Source organism: Verticiella sediminum, assembly GCF_007558815.1.
GTDB lineage: Bacteria > Pseudomonadota > Gammaproteobacteria > Burkholderiales > Burkholderiaceae_B > Verticiella > Verticiella sediminum.
This window is the reverse complement of the sequence record NZ_VLTJ01000029.1, coordinates 513,310-525,844: the sequence shown is the minus strand read 5'-3', so window position 1 is coordinate 525,844 and position 12,535 is coordinate 513,310. Positions and strand designations below refer to the sequence as shown.

The 12,535-nt window shown below is 67.1% G+C and carries 11 protein-coding genes; 5 read left to right on the top strand and 6 right to left on the bottom strand.

Going from position 1 to position 12,535, the window contains the following annotated elements:
- Nucleotides 1-78: 78 nt before the first annotated feature.
- The 5 genes from FOZ76_RS16930 to FOZ76_RS16910 form a co-directional block, all read right to left on the bottom strand.
- Complete coding sequence (locus FOZ76_RS16930; protein WP_143949435.1) at nt 79-507, bottom strand: Zn-ribbon domain-containing OB-fold protein; 429 nt, start codon at nt 505-507, stop codon at nt 79-81.
- A gap of 1 nt (nt 508) precedes the next feature.
- Nucleotides 509-1,681, bottom strand: a complete 1,173-nt coding sequence (locus tag FOZ76_RS16925; protein ID WP_143949434.1) for a thiolase C-terminal domain-containing protein — start codon at nt 1,679-1,681, stop codon at nt 509-511.
- A gap of 1 nt (nt 1,682) precedes the next feature.
- A complete protein-coding gene (locus FOZ76_RS16920; protein WP_143949433.1) occupies nt 1,683-2,669 on the bottom strand; it encodes a Bug family tripartite tricarboxylate transporter substrate binding protein in 987 nt (328 codons plus the stop codon).
- A 46-nt stretch (nt 2,670-2,715) separates the two neighbouring features.
- Nucleotides 2,716-3,540 carry a TauD/TfdA dioxygenase family protein gene (locus FOZ76_RS16915; protein WP_143949432.1) on the bottom strand — a complete coding sequence of 275 codons (825 nt, stop codon included), beginning with the start codon at nt 3,538-3,540 and terminating at the stop codon, nt 2,716-2,718.
- A 69-nt stretch (nt 3,541-3,609) separates the two neighbouring features.
- Nucleotides 3,610-5,160, bottom strand: coding sequence for a class I adenylate-forming enzyme family protein (locus FOZ76_RS16910; RefSeq protein WP_143949431.1), 1,551 nt, complete (start codon nt 5,158-5,160; stop codon nt 3,610-3,612).
- 256 nt (nt 5,161-5,416) lie between these two features.
- Between FOZ76_RS16910 and FOZ76_RS16905 the strand changes: the two genes are divergently transcribed.
- The 4 genes from FOZ76_RS16905 to FOZ76_RS16890 all read left to right on the top strand — a co-directional run bounded on the left by FOZ76_RS16905 (nt 5,417) and on the right by FOZ76_RS16890 (nt 10,168).
- Complete coding sequence (locus FOZ76_RS16905) at nt 5,417-6,331, top strand: LysR family transcriptional regulator (RefSeq protein WP_211366284.1); 915 nt, start codon at nt 5,417-5,419, stop codon at nt 6,329-6,331.
- Nucleotides 6,332-6,525: 194 nt separating this feature from the next.
- Entirely contained in the window at nt 6,526-7,782 is a 1,257-nt protein-coding gene (locus tag FOZ76_RS16900) for a CaiB/BaiF CoA transferase family protein (protein ID WP_143949429.1), read from the top strand.
- Between the two features lie 26 nt (nt 7,783-7,808).
- Entirely contained in the window at nt 7,809-8,768 is a 960-nt protein-coding gene (locus FOZ76_RS16895) for a Bug family tripartite tricarboxylate transporter substrate binding protein (RefSeq protein ID WP_143949428.1), read from the top strand.
- 23 nt (nt 8,769-8,791) lie between these two features.
- Nucleotides 8,792-10,168, top strand: a complete 1,377-nt coding sequence (locus FOZ76_RS16890; protein WP_143949427.1) for an MmgE/PrpD family protein — start codon at nt 8,792-8,794, stop codon at nt 10,166-10,168.
- Between the two features lie 49 nt (nt 10,169-10,217).
- Here FOZ76_RS16890 and FOZ76_RS16885 read toward each other — a convergent pair whose 3' ends face one another.
- On the bottom strand, nt 10,218-11,372 hold the full coding sequence (locus FOZ76_RS16885; protein ID WP_143949426.1) for an acyl-CoA dehydrogenase family protein: 1,155 nt from the start codon (nt 11,370-11,372) through the stop codon (nt 10,218-10,220).
- Between the two features lie 182 nt (nt 11,373-11,554).
- Between FOZ76_RS16885 and FOZ76_RS16880 the strand changes: the two genes are divergently transcribed.
- Nucleotides 11,555-12,517: a Bug family tripartite tricarboxylate transporter substrate binding protein gene (locus tag FOZ76_RS16880; protein ID WP_170235499.1), complete on the top strand. Its 963-nt coding sequence runs from the start codon at nt 11,555-11,557 to the stop codon at nt 12,515-12,517.
- Nucleotides 12,518-12,535: the final 18 nt, after the last annotated feature.

The window sequence follows — 12,535 nt, the reverse complement described above, 5'->3', positions numbered from 1 at the left end:
CGCCGGTCCGAGGAGCCGTCGTGGCCGTTATGAGCCGCCGATACGCCCTTCGTCGCACCCGGGCGGAGCCGGCGTCATTCAGCTCTCGCGCTTCCTGAAGCGAGGCAGCATCTGGCCCGCCTCCCCGTTCGCATCCCACGCCAGGCGCAGCGGGTCGCCGATGGACAGTTCCCCCGGCGCGACGTCCAGCACGTTGCTGATCAGGCGTACGCCCGGCAGGCTGGGGAACTCGACGAGCACGATGTTGTACGGCAGCGACTCGCGCACCGAGTCGTGTGCGGCCGTGTGCGCCCAGGTGAAGGAGAAGACAATGGCCTCGTCAGGGGCCTGCCGCCATTGGCGGTCGAGGGATTGGCAGCGTGGGCAGACCGGTAAGGGGGGGTGGACGAGGGTCCGGCAATCGCCGCATTGCTGGAAGGCCAGGCGCCGGTCGTTGCAGTGTTCCCAGAAGGGGCCGTTGACGTCATCGACGTGCGGTGCCGGTACGGTGTCGGGCAGGTAGGGCATCCTAGACTCCCAGGATCGCAGCGCTGGATGGGCTGATCTCCGAGGCGCCGGTGACCAGGCAAAGGCGGGCGTCGGGGACCTGGCTGGTGGACTCCCCGCGCAGTTGCCGGACGCCTTCGACGATGTGGTTCATGCCGTGCACGTAGGCTTCGGAGAGCGCGCCGCCATGGGTGTTGATCGGCATGCGTCCCGTCGGCCACAGCCCATGGCCTTCGCGCAGATAGGCCGGCCCCTCGCCTTGCCCACAGAAGCCGAAGTCCTCCAGCGTCAGGAAGATCATGGCGCTGAAGTGGTCGTAGAACTGGGCGACGGCGATATCCTGCGGGCTCACCTGGGCCTGCGCGAACAATCGCCGGGCGAGCCGGCGCTGGCCGCCGGTGAGGTAGCTGTCGGCGGGCATGTTGTGCGAACCCATGGCCCCGGTGCCCCAGCCGGGGTCGCCGCCTTGCACGCAGGCCAGCACGTCGACCGGGGTGGCCCGCAGGTCCCGCGCGCGCTCGCGGGTGGTGACGATGACCGCGCAGGCGCCGTCGGTCTCCAGGCAGCAGTCGTGCAGCCGGAACGGCTCGGCGATCGGCCTGGATTGCAGGTACTGTGCCATCGACAGCGTCCTGCCGTGCATGACCGCGCGCGGGTTGCGCTGGGCGTTGTCGCGCAACGAAATCGCGATCGCTCCCAGGTCTTCGGCCGCGAAGCCGTACTCATGACGGTAGCGCTGCGCGACGAGGGCCAGGCCCTGCGCCGCGGAGAACAGGCCGTAGGGTCCCATCATGTCGCTGTGCATGCGCTGCGCGTAGAACTGCCCATAGCGGCGGCTGCGGCCCTGGCACAGGCTGCGGAAGACGGCGACGTGCCTGGCCTGGCCGGTCTCGACGGCGCTGACCGCGAGCGCCAGGGCGCCGCAGGAGCCGCCGCCGCGTCCGCCCCAGACCGAACCGGAGAAGGATAGTTCGTCGATACCCAGGCCGAGCTGCAGCAGCGATGCATCGATCGAGGTGTCCGCATAGCAGGCGAATCCATCGATGTCGCCTGGGGCCAGGCCGCAGTCGCGGGCGGCGGCCATGATGGCCTGGCAGGCCAGCTGGAACTCGTCGCGGTCCTGGAGGCTGCCGTAGCGGGCGTACTGCGTTTCGCCCACGCCCACGATGCACGCGCGTCGGTTGATGTCGGTCATGTCATTGCACCGGTATGTTGGCCTCGTGGACGAACTGCGTCCATTTCTTCATGTCGGCCTGGTAGTAGTCGGCGAACTGTTCGGGCGCGAGGTCGAACGGCTGCAGTCCCTGCTCCTTCAGGTAGGCGATCACGCCCTCGTCGCCGAGGGCCGCCGCGGTCGCCCGGTTGAGGCTGAGGATCTGGTCCGGCGCCGTGCCCTTGGGTGCGAAATACCCGTACCACGATACGATCTCGTAGCCCGGCACGCCTTCCTCGGCCACCGTGGGAACGTCCTTCAGCGCGGACGACTGCGATCGTTCGCCGGAGGTCACGGCGAGTATGCGCAGGTCCCCCGCACGCACGTGCGCCATGATGGGGATGGGGCTGAGAATGGCGACGTCGACCCGGCCCGACAGGATGTCCGGCAGCAGCGCGCCGACGCTTTTGTAGGGCACGCTGGTCATCTGGAAGCCCGCCTCCTTCTGCAGGACCTGGCCGGCGATATAGTCGGTCCCGTTGGAACCGATGCTGCCGAAGTTCAGCTTGCCGGGGTGTTGCCTGCCGTAGTCGATCAGTTCGCGCAGGTTGCCGATGGGCAGCCTGGCGTTGACGAACACCACGAACGGCGTGGAGGCGATGCCCGCGATGGGCTCGAAGTCGCCTTCGGGGTCGAAGCGGGTGAGGGACTTCATGACCAGGGGGGCGACGATCAGCGCGCTGGGCACGCCCATGAACACGGTGTGGCCGTCGGCCGGGGCACGCGCGGCGGTTTCGGCGCCGACCAGCCCCGCCGCGCCGCCTTTGTATTCGTGCACCAGCGGTTGGCCTAGGGTTTTCGATATCTCCGCGCCGACCTTCTCGGCAAGGGCCTGGGCCGCACCGCCCGGTCCGAAGGGAACCACGACCTTGACAGGACGCGATGGATAGTCCGCAGCGAATGCGGAGGAACAGAGGACGATCGCAGTCGCGCAGGCCACCAGGCGCGGCCATGGGATGGGGAATTTCATGTCTCGCTCTCCTTTGTTGGAATATTCTTGTCCGGGGTGCGCTCCGCTAGTGCAGCGCAAAGCCCTGGATGGTGGCGCGCCACATCAGCCTGGGGATCTCGCCATAGTTGCCCACGGCCTTGTGCTGGGTGCTGTAGTTGTCCCACATCAGCACGTCGCCGGGCTGCCATCGATGGCGGTAGACGAATTCGGGCCGGGCCGCGTGTTCGTAGAGGGATTCGAGCAGCTGCCGGCTTTCCTCCGGCGGCAGGCCGGGGATTTCCTTGGTGAATCCCGCGTTCACGTACAGGCATTCGGCCCCGGTCAGCGGATGGCGCAGGACGACGGGGTGGTCCACGGCCGGCATCGAATCGTTGGGCCGGCTGAACCGGAAAACGTACTCGTGGCGCGCGCGCAGCGTCCGCAGCCGGGCGCGCTCGCCGGCGGACAGGGCTGCGAACGCCACCACCGAGCTGCTGAACAGCGTATCGCCCAGTGGGTTGCCGTGCGCATCGGACGGGACGCACTTGGCGTGCAGCACCGACGACCAAGCCGGACGCTCGACATACGAGCGGTCCGTATGCCAGTACTGCCCGCCGTCCTGCACGCCGAGCCGCCTGCCGTTCTCCACGATGTTCGAGAGGACGAGAAGTTCGGGATGGCCGGGCTGCAGATAGTCTTTCAGGGTCGATTCGTACGGCTCCTGCGGGCCGAAGCTGCGCGCGAAGCGGATCAGTTCCGGTTCGGCCAGTTCCTGGCCTCTCGCAATCAGGACGCCATGTTCGAGGAATGCCTGCCGTATGGCGGCAATGTCGCCTTCATCGAGCGGCCTGGACAGATCGGCGTCCAGCACTTCGCACCCCAGCGGCGCGTCCAGTGGTTCGATTCTCATATGCCCTCCGTGTATCCTTTTGCCGTCCTAGCGTTCCCGTGCCGGATCCGACCGGGCGCGCCGCCGTTGTCATATCCGGCGGTCGTGACCGGCCCAGTACCGTTCCCTGATCTGCCGCTTGAGCACCTTGCCGAATTCGCTGCGTGGCAGGCTCGGCCAGAACTCGACCGTCTTGGGCGTCTTCATCCCGCCGAGCGCCGCCCTGCAGTGATGCTTGAGTTCGTCCTCGGTGGCGCTGCGCCCTGGCTTGAGTTCAATGACGGCCTTCAGCGCTTCGCCCCACTTGGGGTCCGGCACGCCGATGACCGCGCAGTCGAGCACATCGGGATGCCGCCACAGCACCTGCTCGACTTCGCTCGGGTAGATGTTGAAGCCGCCGCTGATGATCATGTCCTTCTTGCGATCGACGATGTAGAAATAGCCATCGTCGTCGCGGTAGCCGACGTCCCCGGTGTGGTGCCAGCCGAAGCGCGAGACCGCCTCGTTCTCTTCCGGTCGGTCCCGGTATCCGAGCATCACCAGATTGCCGCGCACCACCATCTCGCCCACGCTGTGGGCGGGCAGCAGCGCGCCGTCGTCGTCCATGATCTCCACGCGCGTCAGCGGACTGCTGCGTCCGCAGCTCTTCAGGCGCCGCTCGCGCAGATCGGGATCGTCGGATGCCAGATCGTCGGGGCCGAGGTAGGTGCAGATGAACGGCGCTTCGGTCTGTCCCCAAGCCTGCACCATGACCGGACCGAAGACCTCGATCGCTTCGGCGAGCTTTTGCGCGGAGATGGGAGCGCCGGCGGAAATCAGATACTTCAGCGTCGGCGGGCGCCGCTCGCGCACGCCGTCCATGGCGAGCAGGCTGTAGATGACGGTGGGCGGCAGGAACACGGTGGTCACCCGATGCGTCTCGATGGCCTCGAGCACCGCGTTGGGCTCGGCCCTGTCGATCAGGACCACTGTCCCGCCGCCGAAGATGATGCACAGCGCGATGTTGCCCGCGCCATGCGTGACCGGCGCCGCGGCCAGGTTGACGTGAGGGTCGGCCAGTGGCATGCACAAGTGGAACGTGGCGAGCAGCGTCTCCACGTTGCGCTGACAGATCACGACGCTCTTGGGCTTGCCCGTCGTGCCGCCGGTCGACTTGACCCAGGCGGGGTCTTCGCCGTTGTGCGCCTCGTCGGGAAACGTGCCGGGGTAGCCGGCCACCCATTCATGGAACGAGGCGGCACCCGCGGCAGAGGCGTCCAGGCACACCATGCCCTTCAGTCCGGCCACACGGCTTCGGACGGCCTCGGCTTCCTGGGCGAAGCTGCTGTGAAAGAACAGGTACTCGCAGGCGTTCTCGGCGAGGAACTCGACGTTCTCGTCGAGCGCGTTGCGCACCTGTACCGGCAGCCATACGGCACCCGCCCGCAGGATGCCGATGAGCGCCACCAAGGCCGGTGCGACGTTGGGGCTGAGGATGGCCACGCGCGAGCCCCGCTCGAGTCCCTGCGCCCGTAGACCGTTGGCCACCCTGTGGCTGAGCTCGCGGACTTCGCCATGCAGATATGTGCCATTCTTGTCGATCAGGCATGGCCGATGGGGGGCGCGGTTCAACCCGTTGTCAATCAAGTCGATCAAACTCACCGGAGGTCTTCCTCAACGTTGTATATGGCGAGCAGTCTAGGAGTCGGCCTCAGACAGTGTCCAATTGCGAATCCGGATGTACCTGATCGGAATTTGCGATGAAACCAGGCGGGTCCCGGCAATCGGTATTGACGGCAATAGCTCCGCAGCCGGGCTTCTGGCAGACTGCGCCGGATCATCTGGCACCGGGACGCCGCCGTCGCGAGGGTTCCGTTGCCGGCGGGCGCACCGCATTCGGCACGGCCGGGGTACTTGCATGGATCTCACACAGTTGCGGACATTCGTTGCGGTGGTCGAAGAGGGACACCTGACGCGGGCTGCCGATCGCCTGCACATCAGCCAGCCTGCGGCAAGCGGCCATATCCGGATGCTCGAGCGGGACCTCGATGTCGTTCTTTTCGAACGCCGCAGCCGGGGACTGGAACTGACCAAGGCCGGGCAGGTCCTGCTGCACAGAGCCAGGCGGGTGCTGGCCGAGGCGCGTTCGTTTACATCGACCGCCCGGGAGTTCAGCGGCCGGATCCAGGGTGCCCTGGTGCTTGGATGCAACAACGACCCCATCCTGAGCCGGGCCGCGGACGTGGTTGGCCATATGCACTGTGCCCACCCGGCCATAGGCCTGAGCGTGCGCGTGCAAAGTTCAGGGGCCTCGCTACAGAGCACCCGCAGCGGGGAAACCGACGCTGCGTTCCTGCTTGCGCAGTCGGTGGACGACAGCCTGGCGGCGCTGACGCTGCGTCCGGTCAGTTTCTGCGTCGCCGGTCCGGCGAAATGGCAGAGCCTGCTCCAGGAAGCGGACTGGCAGCGGCTTGCCGACCTGCCCTGGGTCACCGCGACCCAGGGCAATTCCTATCACAGGATGCTTCAGGTGTTGTTCGGCGAGAAGGGACTTCAGGTGAACAGCGTCACGCAGACGGACAACGACGCCATGACCCAGGCGTTGATCCTGGCCGGCGTCGGCGTGTCTCTGGTCCGGGAGGACATCGCGATCGAGGCCCAGGCAGCGGGCCTAATGGCCATATGGCCGAATGCCGTCACCACCACGCAGTTGATGTTCGTGCATGCGCGTCACCGCTCGGATGACCCTTTGATCGCGGCGCTCGTGGGCGCGGTGAAGACGGTATGGGCAGCCGGCGCGCCGGCTGTCGGGGCCGCCGGTCCGGTTCTCTGAGTCCATTCGTTGTGTATTCACCGCGCACGCGGACCGCGAGGCGGCGGGCAGCAGCCTGCCATGCGCTTCTGCCCCGCGTCCGGCAACCCCGGCGAGCATAGCCCCGCCAGCCGCCCGGGACGCGTTGCATTGACCTGCCTTTCTCCCTTCTATATGATCAATGGACCATCCATTAGGCCTATGAGAGGAGAGGTATGCAAGCAGGCAGCCTGGACGAGTTTCCTCCACTGCGTCCGCGTCCACCGGGAGCGCCCAAGGCGCTCGAAGGCATCCGCGTCATCGATTTTGCGCATTTCATCGCCGGTGCCTACGCGACTACGTTGCTGGCGGATCTCGGTGCCGACGTCATCAAGGTGGAGGCGCCAGGCCGGGGCGACGAGTTTCGCTACTATCCGCCGGTGCCACCGGAATGGCCTGACAGCGGCGCACCCTACCTCTGGACGAATCGCAACAAGCGCAGCATCGCCATCGACCTGAAGACGGAGCAGGGCCTGGAGCTTGCCCGTGCCCTGATCGCCTGCGCCGATGTGGTGGTCGAGAACTTCTCGACCGGGGTGATGGCGCGCTTCGGGCTCGACTACGAAGCCTGCCGCCGCATCAAGCCGGACCTGGTCTATTGCTCGGTGTCGGCCTACGGCCGCGAAGGCGAGTTCGCCGATCGCCTGGGCTTCGACCCCATCGCCCAGGCCGAGAGCGGCTTCCTGTCGATGAATGGGTATCCCGACCGCCAGGGCGTGCGCACCTTGTCGCCCATCATGGACATCAGTACCGCCACCATGGCGAGCCACGCAATCCTCGGGGCCTTGTTCGCGCGCGAGCGTTCCGGCGAAGGGCAGTTGGTCGAGGTTGCGCTGTTCGACCATGCCGTGCTGATGAACGGGTATGCCACGTACCAGCATTTGCTGTCGGGGCGGGAAACGCAGCGCCATGGCAACGTCAGCCCCGACACCTGCCCGTCGGGTGTGTTCATGTCGCAGGACAAGCCGTTCTACATCAATATCGGCAATGACCGCATCTTCCACCGCCTCGCCGCCCAAGTCCTGGAAAGCGAGTCCATGTCCTCGGATCCGGTGCTGGCTACGCGCAACGGCCGCATGGGCCGGCGCGACGAGCTGTTCGCTCGCTTGAACGAACGCTTCGCGGCGCACCCCTGGTCGTACTGGCAGCCGCGCATGCGCGCCGCAGCCATCCCCTGCGGCGAAGTGCGCACCGTTGGCGCGGCGCTGCGTTCACCGGAGGCGCGTGCCCGTGAGCTGATGACGCGCATCCCCCATCCGCGAGGTGGCTGGGTGCCCAACCTCGCTTCCTCGGCGCGCTATTCCGGCACCCCGGTAGTCGACGCCACCGCGGCGCCCACGCTGGGCGAGCACACGGACGAGGTTCTCGCCGGGGTGCTCGGCCTCGACGCGGAGCGCATCGCCGCCTTGCACGGCAGCGGCGCGGTGGCCTGAATTCTCATACCTACAGGAGACGACCCATGATACGCAACCTGCTCGGCGCCGCGTGCGCCATCCTGGCCACCGGTACCGTCGCGGCACAGGAGGCTTATCCCACGCGTCCGATCACGCTCATCGTTCCCTTCACGGCGGGGGCGAGTTCCGACGTCACCGCCCGGGCGATCGCGCAGAAGATCTCCGGGCCGCTGGGGCAGCCGGTCGTGATCGACAACCGGGCCGGCGCGACCGGCGGCATCGGCATGCAGGCGGCAGCGCGGGCCGAGCCGGATGGCTACACGCTGGTGGTGGGCACCGTCTCCTCGACCATCGTGCCGTCCATCATCTCGAAGAATGTCCACTTCGATCTGTTCAAGGACTTCACGCCGGTGGCCACCATGGCCAACACCCCGCTGCTGCTCGTCGTGACGAAGGATTCGCCGTTCCGGACGGTCGCGGACGTGGTGGCCGAGGCCCGTCGCAAGCCCGATACGCTCACCTATGGCGATTCCGCCGGCCTGTACCGGATCGCGATGGAGGCGCTCAACGATCAGGCCGGCATTGCCATCCAGGGCATTCCGTTCCGCGGCCCCGCTCAGGCGGCCACCGAGCTGCTGGGCGGCCGCCTGAGCGTCAATCCCGACGCCTTGGGCTCCATCATGCCGATGCTCAAGGGCGACCGCATGCGCGCGCTCGCGGTCTTCGGCGGCAAGCGCACGCCGGCGCTGCCCGAGGTGCCGACCATGATCGAGCAGGGCTTCGAGGATTTCGAGTTCAACGGCTGGCTGGGCATCCTCGCCCCCGCCGGTACGCCGGAGCACGTCGTGCAGCGCCTGGAGCAGGAGATCGCCAAGGCCGTCGAAGCGCCGGAGATCCGCAAGCTCTATGCGGGCCTGGGGCTGGAGCCCACGGTGCTGAGCGCGCAGCAGTATGGCGACGCCATGCGCAGCGACCTGCAGAAGTACCAGAGCGTCGCGGAAAAAGCCGGCATCGAAAGGCAGTGACCTTGTATACCGGAGACGCGAACATGAACGTTGAAGGAAAATCGTCCGCGCTGGCCCTGCTCGCGGCGCAGGCTCGGCGGATCACCCTGGACGAGCTGCCGGCCGACGTCAGGCGCCAGGGCGCGCTGTGCATCCTGGACACGATCGGATGCATGATCGCCGGGACGGCCACGCCAGAGGCCCGGATGCTGTATGGCTGCGAAAGCGAACACCAGGGCGGGCCCGCCGCCGTGGTCCCGGGCACCGATTGGAGCCTGGGCCTGTATGCCGCCCTGCGCGCCAACGGCTACCTGGGCGACATCCTGGAGCTGAACGACCTGATCGGCGGCCATGCCAGCATCGGCAACGTGACGGCAGCGCTGGCCCTCGCCGAAGTGCAGGGCGCTTCGGGCGCCGCGCTGCTGGAGGCGGCGATACGCGGCGTGGAGATCACGACCCGGGTGTATGCGGCGGTGTATCCCAGCCTCAAGCGCTTTACCGAGGTCGGCATGGTGCCCGTGGGGATCCCGTCATCCGTGGGCGCCGCGGCGGCGGCGGCGCGGCTCCTGGACCTGGACGAGGGTCAGACCCGGCACGCCATGGCCATCGCCGGCGCCATGGCCGGCTGGTGTCCGGCCGAAGTGATCTTCGGCGACGGCGGCACGATGAAGCCCCTGCTGTTCGGCGCCCAGCCCGCCGCGGTCGCGGTGAAGGCTGCGTTCGATGCGCGCAACGGCATGACCGGCCCGCAGCACCTGCTCGACAGCAAGCTCGGCTACTTCAATACGGTTTCCGTCGGCGGCAGCCTCGACGATGCGCCGGCGCGCGCATGGGCGCTGGCTGCGCCGCGCCGCAAGCTGCATGCTTGCTGCGGCTACATCCACGCGCCCGTGGATGCAGTGGCGCAGTTGCGCCCTCAGCTTGCGCGGGGCTTTGCCGGCGGTACCCTGCAGGTGCACGTGGCGCCCTATGTGGCCGACGTGGTGAGCAAGGCGGCGCCGCCGAACTCTCCCAACGACGCGCGCTTTCACCTGCAGTATTGCCTGGCCATCGTGATGCAGGGCGGCGACACCATCCGGCCGGAGCACAGCATCCGCATGGGCGAGCATCTGGCCGACCCGGCCATCGTCCAGGCCATGGGCCGCGTTACCGTGGTGGCCGATCCGACGCTGAACCACTACCACCAATGCAAGGCCGTCTTCACGGCGGCCGACGGCCGGCAGTACATCCAGGCACCGGCCGGCCCGCGTGGCTCGGCCCAGTGCCCACTCAGCGACGACGAGGTCGTCGCCAAGTTCGTGTCCCTCGCCGAGCCCGTGCTCGGACGCGCGCGTGCGGAGCAGGTCGTGCAGGTGCTCACGCGACTGGAAGACCTGGCGAACGTACGGGAGCTTGCGCGTTTGCTGGTGCCGTCGGCTTGAGCAAGGGCGGCCCAAACCGGCCGCCCTGCCTTTCTTGGCGATGGCGTGCTCAGAGGTCCATCATCTTGGCCAGCACGTTGCGCTGGATCTCGTTGCTGCCGCCGCCGATCGGGCCGACGCGCGAGTCGCGGAAGAACATCTGCATGTCGTACTCCATCGAGTAGCCCGCACCACCCAGCACCTGCAGGCCCATGTCCGCGCATTTGAAGTTGTTGTCGGTGCAGACGATCTTGGCGATCGAGGTCTCCTGGATGGCGGGATGGCCGGCGTCGAGCAACTGCGCGACGCGGTATATCGACTGCCGCGCGGTCTCGGCCATGATCTGCATGTCGACCAGCTTGTGCTGGATCACCTGGAAGTCCGAGATGGGCTTGCCGAACTGGATGCGCTGCTTGGCGTAGTCGCGGGCGTATTCGGTGATCTTGAAGCAGTGGCCGGCCGAGATCGCCGCCAGGCCCAGGCGTTCCAGCGCCAGGCACTTCATGATGTTCTTCCACGCCTGGCCTTCTTCGCCGATCAGGTTGGCGACCGGCACGCGCACGTCCTCGAAGAACACCTCGTTGGCGTGCGTGGTGCGCCGCCCCAGCATCTGCAGCGGGCGGATGGTGACGCCGGGCGCCCTGGCGTCCACCAGCAGCGTGCTGATGCCCTGGTGGCGCGAGCCCTCGTTGTCGGTGCGGGTGATGACGACCAGGTAGTCGGCCACGTGGGCGCAGGTGATCCAGACCTTGTTGCCGTTCAGGACGAACTCGTCGCCTTCGCGGCGCGCGTTGGTCTTCAGGCCGGCGACGTCCGATCCGGTACCGGGCTCGGACATCGCGAGCGCGAGCTTGACGCTGCCATCGACGATCTTCGGCACGATGCTGCGCTTGATCTCGGGTGAGCCGAACTTGGCGACGTGCATGCCCGCGTAGATCGCGCTGGTCGTGATCGCCTGCGCGATGCCGGTGTAGTAGTAGCCCATTGTTTCGAGCAGGACGGCGATGTCGGTGTAGCTGCCGCCCGCCCCGCCCAGCTCCTCGGGATAGAAGATGCCGATGTAGCCGGCATCGGCCAGCGCCTGGTAGGCCTCGTGCGGGAATTCGCGGGCCTCGTCCATCTGGCGCACCTTGTCCCAGGGCAGGTGGCGCTCGAGCAGGTCGAGCACGCCCTCGCGCATCATGCGCTGTTCTTCGGTGAGTCCGGTGGTATTGACCAGTGTCATGTGGTGTCCCCTAGGTATGGCAGGCAGGCCGTGGTCGATGCGGTCTTCCTGAGTTCGATGCGTTCCGCGAAGGAACGGAAATGGTATCATCAATGGACCATCCATTGGTTATTTGGTCCAAACAGAGATGGAGAAAAACGAACCGCGGTCGCGGACCGCACGTCATGGGGAGACAGGAAGTGATGAAACCGATCAAGACTGCCGGCATGCTGCTGGCGCAGTTCGCGATTGCCGCCGGCGCGGCGCATGCTCAGCCGGCAACCATGTCGATCGTGGTGCCGTATCCGGCGGGCGGCACCACCGACGTGATCGCCCGCGTGCTCCAGCAGGAACTCGGTGCGGCCTTCGACACCACCGTCATCGTCGAGAACAAGCCGGGCGCGGCCGGCGTCATCGGTGCGCGCCACGTCGCCACCGCCAAGCCCGACGGCTACACCATGCTGCTGAGCAACAACGGACCGAGCGTGGCAGGCCCGTTGATGCAGCCCAGTTCGGGTGTCGACCCGCGCACGAGCCTGGTGCCGGTCACGCTGCTGACGCGCTCGCCCATGATGTTCATGGTCAACCCCGCCGTGCCCGCCGATGACGTGGCGGGCTTCATCGAGTACGCCAAGGCCCAGCCCAAGCCGATCGAGTACGCATCGGCCGGGCAGGGCTCGTACGGCCACCTGGTGACCGAAATGTTCGCGCGGGAGACCGGCGTCGACATGCTGCACATTCCGTACAAGGGCGTTGCGCCGACCACCATGGCTCTGGTCAGCGGCGAAGTCCAACTGCTGGTTTCCACGTTCTCGCAGGCCATGCAGGGCCTGATCAACGAAAAGCGCGTCAAGCTGTTGGCCGCCGCGTCGGCCGAGCCCAGCCCGCTGATGAAGCAGGTGCCGATCGTCGCCGCCACCGTGCCCGGCTTCCTGGGCGAAGCCTGGTTCGGCATCCAGGTGCCCAAGGGCACGCCGCCCGAGACGGTGGCCAAACTGAACGAGGTACTGGTGCGGGCCATCCGCAGGCCAGCGACTGTCGAGGCCATGGCCAACCTCGGCATGATCGTCGAAGGCTCCACACCCGAGGTATTCGGCCAGACGGTGGCGGCCGAAGCGGACAAGCTCGAGCCCTTGATCCGCGATCTCGGCCTGGTGGAGAAGTAGTCTGCAAGACTCACCCGG